Raw genomic sequence first — 16309 nt, 5'->3', positions numbered from 1 at the left:
ACGGCACAGCGGCGGCGGGAGTTCCCGCGAGGCTCACTCCAGCGGTGGGAGCGGGGTGAGGTCGGCCCACAGCCGCCACACCCCATCCTCCGCCGCCCATCCGTCCGGCTCCGGCCCGTGCAGCGCCATCGTCCGGCACACCCGCGTCGCCCAGTCCAGCGCCAGCTCGAACGTGAACCGGTCCAAGTGCGGGGCGATGGCCACGCCGTACCGGTCTCCATCCGGGCCCGGCTCGACGATCGCGCAGGCGACGTCCTCCGGCCGGCCAAGCTCCCGTTCGAACACCAGGACCTGCTGGTAGAGCGTGCCCATCAGGCCACCTTCAGGAATTCGCCCGGGGTCTGACCGTGCTGAAGGGCGCCCTCGAAGATCTCCTCGCGGATCTTGTCCCCGTTCGGAGTCTCGTGGACCACCCGGACCGTGACCATGCCGGATCCGCCTGTGCCGTCCTGGCCCGGCCGCAGCGGCTGCACCGAGGCGCCCGTGGGCAGGAACAGCCGCTCCCGGCCGCGCTCACCGACCTCGGCCATGCCGCCCTGGAGGATGTTCCCGCCGGCGGCCAGATACGGCAGGTCCGGCGTCGACAGGGTGAGGCTGGGGATGCTGATTCCCGCGATGCTGCCGCCGCCGATCGTGAAGCTGAGGTTGTTCCACTTCCCGACCAGGAAGTTGATCATGTTCCGGTACGACGACTTGATGCCGTCCCACAGACCGCTCGCCGCCCGACTGATCCGCCCCGGCAGACCACGGAACCAGTCGATCAGACCGGTCCACTTCTCGACGATCCAGTCCTTCACCCGGGTCGCGCCGGCCTTGATGGAGTCCCAGTGCTGGCTGATGTACCGCACCGCGAGCCCGATCGGCCCCGTCAGGAACGTGAGGATGTTCTTCCAGTTGTCCTTGATCCAGTTCCACACGGCGAGCGCGGCACCCTTGATCAGCTCCCAGGCGCCGATCCAGAAGTTGCGGAACGCCTCGGAGTTGTTCCACAGCAGGATGATCCCGGCCACCAGCGCGGCGATCGCGATGACGATCAGCCCGATCGGGTTGAGGGAGAGCACCACGTTGAGGGCGGTCTGGACGATGGTCCACACCTTGATCGCGCCGACGATGGTCGCGATCGCGATGGCCAGGATGCCGAGGCCCTCGGCCAGGGGCACGACGACGTCTTTGTTCTCCTTCAGCCACCCGGCGATAGCTTGCAGCGTGGGGATCGCCTTGGCGAGCTCCTGAACCAGGGCCTGGGACGCCTGCCGCTTGAAGGCCTCCAGCTGCTGCGACGCGCTCTGTTCGAGGGTGTCGGCCATCTTCCCGGCCGCACCGTCGACCTTGCCCATCGCGGTGACCGCCGAGCTGGGGTCGAGGGCGAACAGCGCGGCGCCCATGTCCTCGGCCTTCGTGCCGAACAGCGCCACCGCGGCGGCGGATTGGGCGGCTGGGTCCTTCATGGCGCGGAGCCGGTCCAGCACGGTGGCCAGGCCCTGCTCGGCCGCCGGGCCGCCCTGGGCGATCTGGTCGGTCATCTGCTTGGCGTTGAGGCCGAGCGCCTCGTACCCGGCCGCCACCCCCTTGGTGCCATCGACGGCCTTGATCGAAAATTCTTTGATGGTGTCGGCCACCGTGTCGACGTCCCGGGCGCCCGCCTTCAGACCCTGGGTCAGCAGGCCGGTGGCGGTGACGCCGTCCAGGCCCAGCTTCCGGAACTGCACGCTGTACTCGGAGTATGTGTCGAGGAGGTCACCGGCCTGGTCGCCGGTCTGCTGGAACCCCCGGGTGACGATGTCGAACGCCTCGGAGGCGTCCTTCGCCAGGCCGTTGCGGATCAGCTGCCCGGCCGCCCGGGTCGCCGCCTGCACGTCCACGTCGAACGTGCTGGCGAGGGCCTGGGCCTGGCGGGTGATCTCCTCGATCGTCCCCTGGTCAGCGTCCTCAGGCAGAAGCCCCGAGGACATGACCGCCCGCACGGACTCCATGGCCGCGCCGGCGCTCTCCGCGAAGCCGCGCCCGTACAGGTTCCCGGCGACCTTGCCGAGGTCCTCGGCGTACGCGGAGTCGCCCAGCTGGGCGGTCAGCTTGGCCTGGGCGGCGTCGAGCTCCAGCCCGGATGCGATCCCGGCGGCCAGCGCCGCCGCCGCGGCGCCGCCCGCGATCGCCGCCGCCGGGCCCAGCTTGTCGGCCCAGCTCTGGAACCGGCCGTGCGCCTTCTCCAGACCCTCGTCGAACTTCGCGCCGTCGACGCCCAGGACCGCGACCAGCTCACCGAGCTTGAGCGCCATGATGGATTCCTTTTTCTATGGTTCCACGATAAGTGCAAGGAGGTCGATCTTCGCGTCGGCAGCGTTGCCCCGGGGCACAGGCGGGATGACCGTGCTGGAGCTGCCCGGGAGGGCGTCCTGCTCGCCGTACTGGGCGGCGAGGCTGTCCAGGGCGCGCCGCTGGGCGACGAGGGTTTCGCTGCGGCCGAGGTGGCTCTTCAGGGCCTCGATGAGCTCGGCGAGTCCGGCGGTGATCTCGGCGGCGCGGCCGGTCAGGGTCATCGCCTCGGCGGCGAGGTCCTCGGCGGTGCTGTCGAGCTGGGCGGCGGCGGCTGGGTACATGGCGCGGCGGCGGACCGTTCGGGCCGCAGCGGCCGCCTCATCGGCCGCGCGGGCCTTCTCCGTCAGCTCCTCGATCAGGGCGCGGGCGCGGCTGATCTGGTCGGGTTGCCGGTCCCAGTCCGGGCGGCCTTCGAGGGCGGCGAGGAGGGTGCGGGCGTCGGCGAGTTCGCGGCGTGCGTCGTCGATGGCGTGCTGCTCGTCGACGAGCTGCCAGCCGCGGATGAGGTCCGCGACGTCGGCGGTGAGGTTCATGGTGCCTCCGTGGTGCCGTGGCGCCAGGCGTCTAGGGACGCCCGGTCTACGAGCCAGGCTCTGCCGACCCGGCGGCACCGCAGCACACCGGACCGGCAGAGCCGGCGCGCGTACTCGACGGAGCACCCCAGGAGCGAAGCGGCGTCGACCGCGCTGATCTCCACGATGGGCGATGCGGCGGCGGGGGTTCCGTTATCGGAACTTGGTGCGGGTTGGGTGCCGCGGGCGGCGGCGTCGAGCGCCCATACCAGGGCGGTGACGCCCGGCCCGGGTGGGAGACCGTCCCGGCGTGCCCGGCCGGCCAGGTGACCGAGCAGGGCGGCGCGGACGGCGCCGGCGAGGGCGGGCGGCACGATGACCCCGCCGGCGGGCGTGAGGAGCTCCTCCGGCTGGGTGTGGTCGTGCCGCCCGTACCGCACAGGTCAGGCCGCGTCCGAGCCGGAGTCGCCGTCTCCGGCCAGGGCCGCCGTGGTGGCCTCCGCCTCCTGCTGCGCGTACTTCACCCGGAACGCGGTCGTCAGGTTCCCGCCTCCGCCCCGGACGTGGTCGACGACGGTGTGGACGACCGGGTGCGCGCTGGCGGCGTGCAGGCGGAGCCTCGCGGCGGTGCCGAAGCCCTTGTCGTCGCCGAGGCCACGGGCGGTCGCGATGTCGATCTCACGGCGCACACCGGCCATGTCGAGGGGCTGCGTCGCGCGGCCGGCGAGGCCGCCTGGGCGGGTGCGCGCCGCCTCGAGGTACGCGGGCAGCTCGGCGGCCAGCGCGGTGAGGGTGGCGTGGTCGCGGCGGTCGGCGGCCTCCTTCAGGATCTCGCGGTGGGAGCGGCCGGCTTCGAGCTGGGGCCGGACCCTCGCCCAGGCGCGGCCGGTGCGGGTTTCGTGGAGGAGCTGGGTGTTGGTGTCCCCCTGGGGCTGGGCCAGTTCCTCGGCCGCCGCGGCCAGGACGTCGCGGGCGTCGTCGGCGTCCTTGCGGATCGTCGCGAGCTGCCGGTCGAGGTCCTCCTGGAGCTTGGCGATCTGCTCCGCCTTGTGCTTGTCGGACCAGTTCTCGTTGGCCCGGATTTCCTCGATCTTGGTGGTGGTGGTCTTGGCGGCGGCGCGGGCCTGGTCGGGGGCCTCGGTGAGGACGGTCCAGGCCTTCTGCCGCTGCTGCAAGGTGATGGTCACGTGAGTCTCTTTCGGTGTGTGGTGGCCGGCCGCGGACGCGACCGGTACGCCGACCCAGGACGGGCCGGAAGTCGGGTCAGATCATCAGTTTGTGAATCTGACAGCCATGCCGTGAGCTGCGGAAATAGGTGCCCGTATCACGGCTTTCTCACAGGGTCAGGAGGTGGCAGGAACCGGTTCCTCGCCTTGTGCGGATTCAGCACCCGGTCCAGCTGGCGCCCCAGGCGAGCCGCGGCGGCATGACGCTTCTCCGGAGGCGCCGCGAGCACCTCCTTGGCCAGCTCCGCGAAGCGGTCGAACTCGATCTGCTCCTCCGCCGTGGCCGGCCGCTCCCGGCGGCGCCGGCTCACCGCAGCCTCGCCGCGGCGGCAATCAGGCGGTCGGCCTCAGCGAGCCGGGCGGCCATCGCCGCCTCACGGCGAGCCAGCTGGGCGCGCAGGAAAGGCAGGGCGGCCTTGGACGCTGCCCGGTACGCGCGCCGGTGCCGCCGGCGACGCCAGCGCTCCCGCCGAGCGGACGCCTGCACCAGCGAGCCGCCGGCCGCAGCCTCCAGCTCCAACCGGAGCGCGGCCGTCTCCCGCCGCCGCCCGGCCGGGGACCAACCCGGCGGCACCGACAAGGCGTGCGCCAGAGCCGCCAGCAGGGCCGTGGTCGGCCGCAACTGCCCGGCCTCAAGGCGCTGCACCGTACGCCGGTCACAGCCCGCCAGGACGGCCAGAGCAGGCTGCGACAGCCGGGCGGTGGCCCGAGCACGGCGAAGGACAGCACCGACAGAGGCCCGCAGCCGCTCCCGCTCGGCTACGTCCGGCACGCCCCCGCGAGGAACCAGTGGGGCCGGTTCCAGCGGCGTACACGCGCGGCTGCGCACGAGGCTCCGGCAGGGCCCGCCGGCGGGGGTCACGGGCGGGCTCCGCGGCGGCGGTCGGGTCCGTCGAGGACGACGATCGTGCAGGTCTGGGCGAGTCGGGAGGCGATGCGGTCGCCGAGGGTGTCGCGGAGCTCGTCGGGCGTGAGGTTGGTGGTGATGATCGTGGGCTTCATGTCGAGGTACCGGCCGTCGAGGACGCGGTAGGTGATCTCCTCGGTCCACTCGGAGAGCTTGGCGACGCCGATGTCGTCGAGGAGGAGCAGGCTGGCCTGTCGGTACTGCCGTAGTTCGGCTTCGAGGTTGAGGTCGGGGCGGGGGCGGAGGCTGCCGAAGAGGTCGGCTTCGCGGATGGCGAGCCAGTCGCGGCCGGCCAGTTCGGGTGCGAGGGCGCGGAGGGCGCCGTACGCCTGGTGGGTCTTGCCGGTCCCGGTGGGGCCGATGAGCAGCAGCGAGGGGCCGCTGTCGGGGTCGGCGGCGGCCTGCTGGATCCATGCGAGGACCTGGGGGTCGTCGGCGTGGGCGTGGCGGAAGCGGGCGGGGAATCGGCGGTCGCAGTCGCGGTTGATGCGCTCGGTGCGGATCTCGGCTCGGGCGTTGGGGTCGGCGGCCTTGCGTTCGCTGGCGCAGGGGCCGCAGTAGGTGCCGCTGTTGCCGGGGTGCTCAGGGCACTCTCCGGGCTTGGCGACGGGTGGCGGCCCGAGGGGGCGCAGGTCGCCGCGCCGGCGTGGCAGGAGGGCGCTGAAGTGGGTGATGGTCATAGCGATCCCTGGTGGTAGGCGGAGTGGTCGGTTCGCGCCCGGTACGGCTGGTGGGCAGCTCGGGTGGGGCTGCTGGGTGTGGGGCGCTGGTTGTTCTGGGCCGCTCGCTGGGCGGACATGCGCTGCAGCTGGGCGTCGAGGCTGTTCCAGCCGGCGCGTCCCATCGCGTCGGCGGCGACGGTGAGCTTGTCGATGGGGACGCCTTCGCCGATGAGGCGGCGGGCGTCGCGACCGACCTTGCCGACGATGGCGCTGGTGGGTCGGTCTTGGCCGGCGCCGGTAGCTCCGTCGATGAAGGCGGCGACGACCGTGCCGGCGTTCTCCCTGAGGGAGTCCTTCGGAGGGTCTTGTGGAGGGTCCGTAGAGAGTCGTGTCCCGGTTTTGTGACCGGTTTCCGCAGATTCTGTGACCGGTTTCGGCGAAAACTGTGACTGGTTTTGCCCGAAATCAGGACCGGTCACAGAATCCGGACTGGTCCTGATTTCGGGACCGGTCACAGTTTCGGCACCGGTCACAGAATCCGGACTGGTTTCCTGTGGCAGCGCCAGCAGGTAGACGGTGATCTGCTTGTGCCCCGGGCGATGTCCGCCCGGCTCCAGCCAGCCGACGCGCACCAGGTCGGCGTTCGCCCTGGCGATGGTGTCTCGCGAGCGGATGCCGGTCTGGTGCATCAGCCGCTCACGGACGACCCAGGCGCGGTCACGTTCGGCGCAGCCTCGGGCGTGGTTGCCGTAGCAAAGGGCCGTGATCTTCTGGGTGCTCGTGAGCGCCGACTCCCAGACCGCGTCGAGGTAGACCTGGTCTGGGAACAGCGGCGGACGTCCCAGGGCAGCCTGCTCCCGGTTCCTCTCGGCGACGCGACGCCGCAACCGCTCTGCTCCGGCCGATGTCGTGTCCACGGGTCAGACGCTCACCGGTGCCGTGGGCTCCAGCTGGTACTGGGCGAGGAAGCGAGCGGTGGGGATGACGATCTTCGTACTGATGCGGATCGAGGGGATCTCGCCGCGCTGGATCGCGACGTAGGCGTGGCGCACCGAGATGCCGAGGATTGCGGCCGCCTGCTTGACGGAGATCGTCGGGTTGGTCGAGGCGTCCGGGATGGCGCGGGTTGCCGTTGCGGGCACAGCAGTCTCCTCATGCCGAAGGATCAAAATGATTCGGAGAACGGGCCATGTTGATCCGTCCTGAGCACAAGGATGCACATGATGCACAGGGATGGCAAGCCTGCCTTGCCTGCGAATCATTTTGATGTGACACTGACGCGGTGACGGAGACGGACCAGATCAGCCCCGGGGCGCTGAGCGACCAAGTCGCAGCGGCCATCGCGCGCATCAGGAATCAGCGGCGCATGCCGTACACGGAGTTGTCGACCCGGTTGGAGGCGATCGGCCGGCCGATTCCCGTGCTCGGGCTGAGGCGCATCGAGAAAGGGGAGAGGCGCGTCGACGTCGACGAGCTGGCCGCTCTGGCGCGAGCGCTCGGCGTTCCCGCTATCTCGCTCATCTTCCCCCTCGGTACGGTCGGCCCGGTCGTCGAGGTGCTGCCCAACCGCCTGGTCGAGGCGGAAGACGCCATGCTCTGGTTCATCGGCGAAGGGCCGCTTCCGCTCAGCGCCGAGGAGATCGAGCAGGTCGGCTCCGGTAACCGTGATTCGGTGTCCGGCCTCCACGAGGCGTACGCCCGGCCGGACGCAGGATGGGAAGCCGCGGCCGCGCCCGTCCTGCTGCGCCGCCGGCACCAGGCCCTGGTCGACGACTGGTACTCAGCGCCCAAGATCGGCCGAAGGCTGGCGTCCGACCCTGCCTCCTTCGAGCAGATGGTCTTCAAGCTCCGCGCGGCCGCGGAGGACGGCATCCGCGACGTGCGGGCGGAGATGCGTAGGCACGGGCTGACTCCGCCGCGACTGCCCGGCGAGCTGGCCCACTTCGACAACGGCAGCCGAGCGGAAGGGAGCCGCGTGGATGGCGGCAAGGAAGAGTGACCCGATCAAGAAGGTCACCCTGAAGGACGGCACCACCCGATACCGGTTTGTCATCGACGTCGGGAAGAAGCCGGACGGCAGACGCGACCAGAAGACCTACACCTACGACTCGCTGAAGCAGGCCCGCGCCGAGCGGGCCCGCATCATCTCCGACCGGGCCGCCGGTACGTTCGTCCGGCCAGACAAGGTCACCGTGGCCGCCGCCATCGACAAGTGGCTCGCGGGCAAGCGGAACCTGAGACCCGGCACCCGCAGGACGTACACCGATTCCCTCGCTCACGCCGCCGCGCGCATCGGCCACCTCGAGATCCAGCAGGTCACCAAGGCCGACATCGACTCCATGGTGACTCACCTGCTCGCGCACGGCCGCCAGCTCGGCAACGGCCTCACCGCCAGCCTGTCGGCGCGCACGGTCAACGCCATGCTCATCACGCTGACCGCGGTGTTCGAGGACGCCGTACGCCAGGGCGCCCTGGGGCGCAACGTGGTCAAGCTGGTCGAGCGACCCACGCAGGCCAGCAAGGAGATGACCACCTGGACCGCGGAGCACGCCGCCGGGTTCCTGGCCCACGTGGCCGGCGACCGGCTCCGGGCGGCCTGGCAGTGCAGCCTCTACGGCCTCCGGCGGGGCGAAGTCCTCGGGCTGCGGTGGTCTGATGTGGACCTGGTCGCCAAGACGCTCACCGTGCGCTGGGCCCGCGTCGCGGTGGGCAGCGAGGTGGTCGAGGGGCCGCCGAAGACGGAGCGCGGCCGGCGGAAGCTTCCGCTCGACGACGGCCTGGTCGCCGCGCTCACGGCTCTCCAGCTCCGGCAGCGGGAGGAGCGCGACGAGGCGGGATCGGCCTACGCCCGTCCCTGCAATCTCGCCGACGGGGTGACGGGGGAGCGGTGCACCGGTGACCACGTCTTCGTCGACGAGGTGGGTCGGCGGTATCGGCCGGACTGGTACGGCAAGCGGTTCGAGGCGCTCTCACGGGCGGCCGGCCTACCGGTGATCCGGCTGCATGACGCCCGGCACACCTGCGGCACGCTGATGCACCTCCGAGGCGTTCCGACGGCGGTCATCTCGGCGTGGCTGGGGCACGCGAGCGCGGCGTTCACGATGAAGACCTACGTCCACAGTCAGGACGAGGCACTGATGGCGGCGGGCGCCCTGCTGAACCAGGCGTTCAACCCGGTCGGTGAGCCGGCAAAACCGTCCGTGTGAGAAAACGGTGAGACGCCGCCCGATGTGTGACTTCGGTACGGCGTCTCGGTGACAGAGGATCTTGCCTCTGACCTGCTAAAACTTCCTTGAGCGGGCGACGAGAATCGAACTCGCGTAATCAGTTTGGAAGACTGAGGCTCTACCATTGAGCTACGCCCGCGCAGCGTCGCACCGAGGTCCGACGCCGTGGCTAGAGTACTGAATCCCCTCGCCGGACGCGAACCGGATCCCCCGCGTGGCGCACCCGGGCGACGCCGAGGCACACGCCACACGGACGACCGCATACACTTGCCTGCGGCCTCGGGGTGTGGCGCAGCTTGGTAGCGCACTCGCTTTGGGAGCGAGGGGCCGTGGGTTCAAATCCCGCCACCCCGACTTTCACCAACACACGAAGAGATCCGCAAGGAGTACGCCTGTGAAGAGCACCGTCGAGACTCTGAGTCCGACTCGGGTGCGGCTCGCCATCGAGGTGCCGTTCGATGAGCTCAAGCCGAGCCTGCAGAAGGCGTACCGCGAGATCGGTTCCCAGGTCCAGATCCCCGGCTTCCGGCGTGGCAAGATCCCGGCCGCCGTCATCGACCAGCGCGTGGGCCGTGGCGCGGTGCTCAACGAGGCTGTGCAGGAGGCGATCCCGCAGCAGATCCTCGCCGCCGTGCGTGAGCACGAGGTGAAGACGCTCGGGCGCCCCGAGGTGGAGATCACCGAGTTCGCCGACAACGAGCCGCTGAAGTTCACGGCCGAGGTCGACGTACGCCCCGAGATCACCGTGCCGGACCTCAGCACGATCAAGGTCGAGGTGCCCGCCGTCGAGATCGGCGACAACGAGATCGACGAGCAGATCAACGGCCTGCGCGAGCGCTTCGCGACGCTCAAGACCGTGGATCGTCCGGCGGCCGAGGGCGACTACGTCCAGCTCGACCTGCGGGCGACCGTCGACGGCGAGGAGGTGCCGGGCGGCTCGGCCACCAACATCTCCCACGAGGTCGGCAGCAAGCAGCTTCTCCCGGGCCTCGACGAGGTCCTCGTCGGCCTGGTCGCCGGCGCCGACACGACCTTCACGACCCAGCTCGTGGGCGGCGACTACGCCGGCCGTGACGCCGAGGTCGCGGTGACCGTCCGTACGGTCAAGGACAAGCAGCTCCCCGAGATCGACGACGAGTTCGCGCAGATGGCGAGCGAGTTCGACACCCTCGACGAGCTGCGCGCCGACCTCAAGGAGCGGCTCACCAAGGTCAAGAAGGTCGAGCAGATCTACGCCGCCCGGGACGAGGCGCTCAAGCAGCTCGTCGCGGCCGCGGACATCCCGGCGCCGGAGGGCATCGTCAAGGACGAGGTCGAGGGTCGCAAGCAGGCCATGACCGACCAGCTCGAGCGCATCGGCGCCACCCTCGAGGACTACCTCGCCTCCGAGGAGAAGACCGAGGAGCAGATCGACTCCGAGCTGGCCGAGGCGGCCACCGAGGGCGTCAAGATCCAGCTGCTGCTCGACACGATCGCGGACGCCGAGGACATCCAGGTCTCCGACGACGAGTTCGGTCACGAGATCGTGCACCGGGCCCAGCGCGCGCAGATGCAGCCCCAGCAGTACTACGACCAGCTCGTGCAGTCGGGTGCGGCCGCGGCCGTGTTCGGCGACGTGCGCCGCGGCAAGGCCCTGGCGAACGTCATGGAGCAGGTCGAGATGAAGGACACCGAGGGCAACGTCCTGACCCTCGACGACCTGCGGGCGGCGAGCGAGGACGAGCACGCCGGGCACAACCACTGACGGTTCGGCGAAAGGGCCGCCGCGCGTGCGCGGCGGCCCTTTCGATGTTCCCGCCAGGCCCCGGTGCGCTGTCAGCGAACACCTGCCCGAGGGGGAAGCTGATGCGCATCTGACCGGTTAGGTTGGTCGTACGACGGAGAACCTGCCGGCCGGATCCTCGGCCGACACAGTCAGCTGTGAAGGGCTGCCATGACCGATCTGCACATCCCAGCGAGTCCCACGCTGCGTGGTGACTCCCTCAGTGGCAACCTCGACGATTCGGTCTACAACCGCCTTCTGCGCGAGCGCATCATCTTCCTCGGCAGCGAGGTGACCGACCAGGTCGCCAACCGCATCTGTGCTCAGCTGCTGCTGCTCTCCGCGGAAGACCCGGAGCGCGACATCAACCTGTGGATCAACTCGCCGGGTGGTTCCGTCTACTCCGGCATGGCGATCTACGACACCATGCAGTTCATCGACAACGACGTCGCCACGGTGGCCATGGGCATGGCGGCGTCGATGGGTCAGCTGCTGCTCTGCGCGGGCACGAAGGGCAAGCGTTACGCGCTGCCGCACGCGCGGATCATGATGCACCAGCCGTCCGGCGGCATGGGCGGCACCGCCGCCGACATCGCCATCCAGGCCGAGCAGATGCTGTACACCAAGCGCATGTTCCAGGAGCGGGTGTCCTTCCACACCGGCCAGGACCAGGCGACGATCGAGGCCGATTCCGACCGGGACCGCTGGTTCACGGCGCAGGAGGCCAAGGACTACGGCTTCATCGACAAGGTGATCACCGGGGCGACACAGGTCCCCGAGGGCGCCGGAACGCTGAACTGAGGAGCTGAGCTATGACTGACCTGACCATGCCTCCCGGGTTCGCTCCGGTGCACAACCGCTACGTCCTGCCCTCGTTCGTCGAGCGCACGTCGTACGGCGTGAAGGAGTCGAACCCGTACAACAAGATGTTCGAGGACCGGATCATCTTCCTCGGCGTGCAGGTGGACGACGCGTCGGCCAACGACGTGATGGCCCAGCTGCTGACGCTGGAGAGCGCCGACCCGGACCGTGACATCCTCATGTACATCAACTCGCCCGGCGGCTCGTTCACGGCCATGACGGCGATCTACGACACGATGCAGTACGTCCGTCCGGACATCAGCACGGTCTGCCTCGGCCAGGCGGCCAGCGCGGCGGCGGTGCTACTCGCCGGCGGCACGCCCGGCAAGCGGATGGCGCTTCCGCACTCGCGGATCATCATCCACCAGCCGGCCACCGAGGGCGGCTACGGGCAGGGATCGGACATCGAGATCCAGGCCCGCGAGATCCTGCGCATGCGCACCCAGCTCGAGACCCTGATCGCCAAGCACTCGGACCGTCCGGTCGAGCAGGTGAGCAAGGACATCGACCGCGACAAGATCATGACGGCCGATGAAGCCAAGGAGTACGGCATCGTCGACACCGTCCTGGCCACCCGCAAGAAGAGCTTGCAGGCCGCCGGCGTCGGTAGCTGACATGCCTCCGGGGTCCCGCCGCTCCGGCGGGCCCGCCCGGGGGTGAGTACGCGGTGTCAGGGGTCGGTCGGGTCGCGCTAGACTGACTGGCCCCTGACACGCCCGTTTTGGGGGGTCGGAGAACTGCCCCTCAGCGGGTAACGTCGAGTCGGCAACCTCAGTAACGCGAGTCGGCAGACGATGAACTCTGCAAGACGATGATGTGGCGACGAGGAAGATCGTCCTCAAGGCCGGGGCCGGCAGTTCAGTCGGCCGATGAGCGCAGGGAGAACGTAGGTGGCACGGATCGGTGACGGCGGCGACCTACTGAAGTGCTCGTTCTGTGGGAAGTCGCAGAAGCAGGTCAAGAAGCTCATCGCGGGCCCTGGGGTCTACATCTGCGACGAGTGCATCGACCTCTGCAACGAGATCATCGAGGAAGAGCTGGCCGAAACCGGCGAGGTGAAGTGGGAAGAGCTTCCCAAGCCGATGGAGATCTGCCAGTTCCTCGACAACTACGTGGTGGGGCAGGAACAGGCCAAGAAGGCCTTGTCGGTCGCGGTCTACAACCACTACAAGCGGATCCAGGCCGAGTCGAGCGGCGCCCCGGGTGCGGGCAGCGACGTCGAGGTGGCCAAGTCCAACATCATGCTCATCGGCCCCACCGGCTGCGGTAAGACGCACCTGGCGCAGACGCTGGCCCGGATGCTCAACGTCCCCTTCGCCATCGCGGACGCCACGGCGCTCACCGAGGCCGGCTATGTCGGCGAGGACGTCGAGAACATCCTCCTCAAGCTCATCCAGGCCGCCGACTACGACGTCAAGCGCGCCGAGCAGGGCATCATCTACATCGACGAGGTCGACAAGATCGCCCGCAAGAGCGAGAACCCGTCGATCACCCGGGACGTCTCCGGCGAGGGCGTGCAGCAGGCCCTGCTGAAGATCCTCGAGGGTACGGTCGCGAACGTCCCGCCGCAGGGTGGCCGCAAGCACCCGCACCAGGAGTTCATCCAGATCGACACCACGAACGTGCTGTTCATCGTCGGTGGCGCATTCGCCGGGCTGGACCGGATCATCGAGTCCCGGATCGGCCAGGGCGGCGTGGGCTTCGGCGCCCACCTGCGCTCGGTGTCGGAGCGCAACACCGACGACATCTTCAGCAAGGTCATGCCCGAGGACATGCTGAAGTTCGGGCTGATCCCCGAGTTCATCGGCCGGCTCCCGGTCATCACGACCGTGCGGAACCTCGACCGTGAGGCGCTCATCAAGATCCTCACCGAGCCCCGCAACGCGTACGTCAAGCAGTACCAGCGGCTCTTCGAGCTGGACGGCGTCGAGCTCGAGTTCGACACGGGCGCCCTCGAGGCCATCGCCGACCAGGCCATGTTGCGTGGCACCGGCGCCCGCGGCCTGCGCGCGATCATGGAGGAAGTCCTCCAGAACGTCATGTTCGAGGTGCCCAGCAACCCGGACGCCGCCCGTGTCCTCATCACGCGCGAGGTCGTCGTCGAGAACGTGATACCGACCATCGTTCCGCGCGAGTTCGTCGGCCGCCGCGCCCGTCGTGACCGCGAGGAGAAGTCCGCCTGACGCCCCCGTACGGGCTGCCGGAGGTCTTGGCCCGGGTGGAGCGCGGCGAGCGCCTCCCGACCGATCCCTGGCTCGATCTCGTGCCGTCACCGTCGCCTGACAAGGCGGCGGTGACGGCCTTTCCGGGGCACATAGTGGTCGCGGCGGACGTCGACCGTCCCTGGCTCGATGCCCGGCTGCCGGACGAGGACCTCGCCGCACCCCTGTCCCCGCGCTTCCTGACGGCCCTCGAGGACCGCTTGGGCCTCGTCTGCGGCTGCATCGACGCCGTCGTGTTCGCCGCCGCGCTGACCGGCCCGCCCCCGGTCGACCTCACCCCGATCGACGACAGCTCCCACCCCCGCGTGGCCCGTGCCCGCCTGTTCCGCAGCGACGTCCGCGTCTGGACGCACGGCGCCGCCGTCCTCGTCATCGGCCGCGGCCTCGCAGGTCGCTGGGAAGCGGCCATCGAGGTGGACGCCCGCGCCCGCAACACCGGCCTGGGTCGTTCCCTCGCGCTCGCAGCCCGGCACCTCGTGCCCGGCCACAGCCCGGTGTGGGCCCAGATCGCTCCCGGCAACGCCTCCAGCCTGCGCGCCTTCCTGGCCGCCGGCTACCAGCCCGTGGGCGGCGAAGTCCTGCTCACGCCCCACGGCGCCTGAACCGTCCCGCATGCGCCGCCGTGACCCCTTGCCTGATCCCCTCGCCGCAGGACCGAGCGCTTCGCCGTCGCTTCCCCCGAAGCCGGAGACCGTTCCCCGGTCGCTTCGCGCGGTGCCTGACACCCTTCCCGGTCGCTTCGCGCGGTGCCTGACACCGTTTGCCGGTCGCTTCGCGCGGCGCCTGGGACCGTTCCGTGGTCGCTTTGCGCGCTGCCTGACACCCGTTTCCCGGTTGCTTTCCGCGGTGCCCGAGACCGTTCCCCGGTCGCCCGTCCAGCCGTACGCTGACTCGCATGCGCGTCGCCGTCTGCCAGCTGAACGCCCGCGAGGACCGTACGCACAACCTCGCTGTGGCCCGCGACCTCTTGGGCCGGGCCGCCGCAGCCGGGGCGACCCTCGCGGTCCTTCCCGAATACGTCGACTACCTGGGACCCGGCGCCGGCATGCCCAAGCCCGAGCCCGTCGACGGCGAGTTCGCGGCGTTCTTCGCCGCGGCCGCACGGGATCTCGGCATCTGGGTCCACGCCGGCTCCTTCCACGAGGCCGGCCCGGACGCCGACCACACCTTCAACACCTCGCTGATCTTCAATCCCGCGGGTGAGCTGGTGGAGACCTACCGCAAGATCCATCTGTACGACGTGGAGATCCCCGGCCGGGTGTCCTATCAGGAGTCCCGCTCGGTGGCCCCCGGCGACCGTACGGTCATAGCCGACGTCGACGGCGTGCCGACCGGCCTCTCGATCTGTTACGACCTGCGCTTTCCGGAGCTGTACCGCCGCCTCGCGATCGACGGCGCCAAGGTCTTGGTGGTGCCCGCGGCGTTCATGATGCATACGGGACGCGACCACTGGGAGGTCCTCCTGCGCGCCCGGGCGATCGAGAACCAGTGCTACGTGGTGGCCGCCGGCCAGATCGGCGACCACGAACCCCACCGCACCTGTTACGGCCGCAGCATGATCATCGACCCCTGGGGAACCGTCCTGGCTCAGGCCCCCGACACCGTAGGCGTCGTCACCGCCGACCTCGACCTCACACGCCTGGATCAGATCCGTACGGACCTCCCCAGCCTCGCCAACCGCCGCCTCTAGCCCACCCGCCCCCATCCCTCACGTACGGCCTTGCTCACCCGTCCGAGGTACGGCCCGCCACCTCAACGGCTCTCAGTCATGCCAGCCGCCCCGTACGGCTCCGTGGCCCGAATCCGCTCGTCCCCGAGGGAACCTTGTCCGATCCCTACAGGGTCTGGACCAGGTAGCTGACCACCGCGACGCACACCACAGCACCGCCCGCGAGGAGCATCGCCCCACCCATCCGGGACGGCCCTCTCAGGATCAGGCGATGGACCGACACCGCGACCGCCGCCAGCACCAGAATGCCGATGACCAGCTGAGACAGGGGCATCAACTGGTCGAACAGCGCGTCGGCGGCGAGCGCCGGGTCAGCAACCATGCCTGCCACTCTGGCACGGTCCCGCCCCGAACGGCGCGTACGCCTCCACCCCCGATTTGCATTCCGGGGGAGGGGTCGCGTAACTTTCTCTCTGCCCGAGGGGAACCCGGACGGAACGGCACGAACGTGACGCTTCTCCAGACTCCCTGAAGGCAACCGGAAGCGGGCGCTATGCTTGCGGAAGGAACCGGGCGAAGCAGGCGGCAGAAGTTGCGCCAGCGAGAACGACCGGGTAGAGTAGCCAGGCCAGCGGGAACCGGGCGGATCGATCACTCGATGATCTCCGGACGGCTGCTGAGCCATCCGACAGCACTCACACCCTAGCGGGGCGAGCGTTAGTGCGGAAAACACTTGGGCGATGCTACGAAGATCCTCGGATCTTCCAAGACTTCGGTCTTGCGCTAGCGAAGTCGACCAGGTAGGTTGGAGCGGTTGCCCCGAGCGGGTCGCCTGAACGGGCGAAGCCGAACGGTGTGTGGTTGTTCTTTGAGAACTCAACAGGGTGCTTGATAAGCCAGTGCCAATTGATGATTTACCCCGGCCGGGCTTGATTGTCTGGTTGG

At 69.6% G+C, this 16309-nt stretch carries 19 protein-coding genes and 2 tRNA genes; 9 read left to right on the top strand and 12 right to left on the bottom strand.

Annotated features, from left to right (window positions below; translation table 11 throughout):
* Window positions 1-33 precede the first annotated feature (33 nt).
* The 10 genes from AB0K03_RS36845 to AB0K03_RS36800 all read right to left on the bottom strand — a co-directional run bounded on the left by AB0K03_RS36845 (window position 34) and on the right by AB0K03_RS36800 (window position 6765).
* Window positions 34-312 (bottom strand): hypothetical protein, encoded by a 279-nt coding sequence (locus AB0K03_RS36845; protein WP_364695315.1) that lies wholly within the window; start codon window positions 310-312, stop codon window positions 34-36.
* A complete protein-coding gene (locus tag AB0K03_RS36840; RefSeq protein WP_364695312.1) occupies window positions 312-2276 on the bottom strand; it encodes a phage tail tape measure protein in 1965 nt (654 codons plus the stop codon). The genes AB0K03_RS36845 and AB0K03_RS36840 overlap by 1 nt, the downstream gene beginning before the upstream one ends.
* Window positions 2277-2291: 15 nt before the next feature.
* Window positions 2292-2849: a hypothetical protein gene (locus AB0K03_RS36835; RefSeq protein ID WP_364695309.1), complete on the bottom strand. Its 558-nt coding sequence runs from the start codon at window positions 2847-2849 to the stop codon at window positions 2292-2294.
* Window positions 2846-3268 (bottom strand): helix-turn-helix domain-containing protein, encoded by a 423-nt coding sequence (locus AB0K03_RS36830; RefSeq protein ID WP_364695306.1) that lies wholly within the window; start codon window positions 3266-3268, stop codon window positions 2846-2848. Before AB0K03_RS36830 ends, AB0K03_RS36835 begins: the two co-directional genes overlap by 4 nt.
* Window positions 3269-3271: 3 nt before the next feature.
* On the bottom strand, window positions 3272-4015 hold the full coding sequence (locus AB0K03_RS36825; RefSeq protein WP_364695303.1) for a hypothetical protein: 744 nt from the start codon (window positions 4013-4015) through the stop codon (window positions 3272-3274).
* Window positions 4016-4152: 137 nt separating this feature from the next.
* Window positions 4153-4365 carry a hypothetical protein gene (locus AB0K03_RS36820; protein ID WP_364695300.1) on the bottom strand — a complete coding sequence of 71 codons (213 nt, stop codon included), beginning with the start codon at window positions 4363-4365 and terminating at the stop codon, window positions 4153-4155.
* The gene (locus tag AB0K03_RS36815) at window positions 4362-4826 is read right to left on the bottom strand and encodes a helix-turn-helix transcriptional regulator (protein WP_364695297.1); all 465 of its coding nucleotides are present in this window, start codon (window positions 4824-4826) and stop codon (window positions 4362-4364) included. The genes AB0K03_RS36820 and AB0K03_RS36815 overlap by 4 nt, the downstream gene beginning before the upstream one ends.
* 86 nt (window positions 4827-4912) lie before the next feature.
* Window positions 4913-5641: an ATP-binding protein gene (locus tag AB0K03_RS36810; protein WP_364695295.1), complete on the bottom strand. Its 729-nt coding sequence runs from the start codon at window positions 5639-5641 to the stop codon at window positions 4913-4915.
* Entirely contained in the window at window positions 5638-6540 is a 903-nt protein-coding gene (locus tag AB0K03_RS36805) for a hypothetical protein (protein WP_364695292.1), read from the bottom strand. Before AB0K03_RS36805 ends, AB0K03_RS36810 begins: the two co-directional genes overlap by 4 nt.
* A 3-nt stretch (window positions 6541-6543) precedes the next feature.
* Window positions 6544-6765 (bottom strand): helix-turn-helix domain-containing protein, encoded by a 222-nt coding sequence (locus AB0K03_RS36800; protein ID WP_364695289.1) that lies wholly within the window; start codon window positions 6763-6765, stop codon window positions 6544-6546.
* Between the two features lie 140 nt (window positions 6766-6905).
* On the opposite strand from AB0K03_RS36800, the gene AB0K03_RS36795 reads away from it, so the two are divergent.
* Together AB0K03_RS36795 and AB0K03_RS36790 are read left to right on the top strand one after the other, a co-directional pair.
* The gene (locus tag AB0K03_RS36795; RefSeq protein WP_364695286.1) at window positions 6906-7622 is read left to right on the top strand and encodes a helix-turn-helix transcriptional regulator; all 717 of its coding nucleotides are present in this window, start codon (window positions 6906-6908) and stop codon (window positions 7620-7622) included.
* Window positions 7603-8829 (top strand): site-specific integrase, encoded by a 1227-nt coding sequence (locus AB0K03_RS36790; RefSeq protein ID WP_364695284.1) that lies wholly within the window; start codon window positions 7603-7605, stop codon window positions 8827-8829. Before AB0K03_RS36795 ends, AB0K03_RS36790 begins: the two co-directional genes overlap by 20 nt.
* An 89-nt stretch (window positions 8830-8918) precedes the next feature.
* Here AB0K03_RS36790 and AB0K03_RS36785 read toward each other — a convergent pair.
* Window positions 8919-8989 (bottom strand) — tRNA-Gly (locus AB0K03_RS36785).
* Window positions 8990-9130: 141 nt separating this feature from the next.
* Between AB0K03_RS36785 and AB0K03_RS36780 the strand changes: the two genes are divergently transcribed.
* From AB0K03_RS36780 to AB0K03_RS36750, 7 genes are all read left to right on the top strand, one after another.
* Window positions 9131-9204, top strand: a tRNA-Pro gene (locus tag AB0K03_RS36780).
* Window positions 9205-9244: 40 nt separating this feature from the next.
* On the top strand, window positions 9245-10594 hold the full coding sequence (gene tig / locus AB0K03_RS36775) for a trigger factor (protein WP_364695281.1): 1350 nt from the start codon (window positions 9245-9247) through the stop codon (window positions 10592-10594).
* A gap of 189 nt (window positions 10595-10783) precedes the next feature.
* The gene (locus AB0K03_RS36770; RefSeq protein WP_364695278.1) at window positions 10784-11413 is read left to right on the top strand and encodes an ATP-dependent Clp protease proteolytic subunit; all 630 of its coding nucleotides are present in this window, start codon (window positions 10784-10786) and stop codon (window positions 11411-11413) included.
* An 11-nt stretch (window positions 11414-11424) separates the two neighbouring features.
* Window positions 11425-12087 (top strand): ATP-dependent Clp protease proteolytic subunit, encoded by a 663-nt coding sequence (locus tag AB0K03_RS36765; protein ID WP_249608932.1) that lies wholly within the window; start codon window positions 11425-11427, stop codon window positions 12085-12087.
* Between the two features lie 276 nt (window positions 12088-12363).
* A complete protein-coding gene (clpX, locus tag AB0K03_RS36760; protein WP_249608931.1) occupies window positions 12364-13656 on the top strand; it encodes an ATP-dependent Clp protease ATP-binding subunit ClpX in 1293 nt (430 codons plus the stop codon).
* A 110-nt stretch (window positions 13657-13766) separates the two neighbouring features.
* Entirely contained in the window at window positions 13767-14297 is a 531-nt protein-coding gene (locus AB0K03_RS36755; RefSeq protein ID WP_364695274.1) for a GNAT family N-acetyltransferase, read from the top strand.
* Between the two features lie 293 nt (window positions 14298-14590).
* Entirely contained in the window at window positions 14591-15385 is a 795-nt protein-coding gene (locus AB0K03_RS36750; RefSeq protein ID WP_364695271.1) for a carbon-nitrogen hydrolase family protein, read from the top strand.
* 145 nt (window positions 15386-15530) lie between these two features.
* Here the strand turns inward: AB0K03_RS36750 and AB0K03_RS36745 are convergent, their stop codons facing one another.
* Entirely contained in the window at window positions 15531-15746 is a 216-nt protein-coding gene (locus tag AB0K03_RS36745) for a hypothetical protein (RefSeq protein ID WP_364695268.1), read from the bottom strand.
* Between the last annotated feature and the right edge of the window lie 563 nt (window positions 15747-16309).

It is taken from the genome of Actinoplanes sp. NPDC049316 (assembly GCF_040677315.1).
Classification (GTDB): Bacteria; Actinomycetota; Actinomycetes; order Mycobacteriales; family Micromonosporaceae; genus Actinoplanes.
The sequence above is the reverse complement of the archived record's forward strand: the minus strand, read 5'-3'. Positions and strand labels throughout refer to the sequence as shown.

Excerpts from the sequence above, each read along its gene's own strand:
- AB0K03_RS36845 (WP_364695315.1), bottom strand. The coding sequence starts at position 312 with ATGGGCACGCTCTACCAGCAGGTCCTGGTGTTCGAACGGGAGCTTGGC.
- AB0K03_RS36840 (WP_364695312.1), bottom strand. The coding sequence starts at position 2,276 with ATGGCGCTCAAGCTCGGTGAGCTGGTCGCGGTCCTGGGCGTCGACGGC.
- AB0K03_RS36835 (WP_364695309.1), bottom strand. The coding sequence starts at position 2,849 with ATGAACCTCACCGCCGACGTCGCGGACCTCATCCGCGGCTGGCAGCTC.
- AB0K03_RS36810 (WP_364695295.1), bottom strand. The coding sequence starts at position 5,641 with ATGACCATCACCCACTTCAGCGCCCTCCTGCCACGCCGGCGCGGCGAC.
- AB0K03_RS36790 (WP_364695284.1), top strand. The coding sequence starts at position 7,603 with ATGGCGGCAAGGAAGAGTGACCCGATCAAGAAGGTCACCCTGAAGGAC.
- AB0K03_RS36770 (WP_364695278.1), top strand. The coding sequence starts at position 10,784 with ATGACCGATCTGCACATCCCAGCGAGTCCCACGCTGCGTGGTGACTCC.
- AB0K03_RS36765 (WP_249608932.1), top strand. The coding sequence starts at position 11,425 with ATGACTGACCTGACCATGCCTCCCGGGTTCGCTCCGGTGCACAACCGC.
- AB0K03_RS36750 (WP_364695271.1), top strand. The coding sequence starts at position 14,591 with ATGCGCGTCGCCGTCTGCCAGCTGAACGCCCGCGAGGACCGTACGCAC.
- AB0K03_RS36745 (WP_364695268.1), bottom strand. The coding sequence starts at position 15,746 with ATGGTTGCTGACCCGGCGCTCGCCGCCGACGCGCTGTTCGACCAGTTG.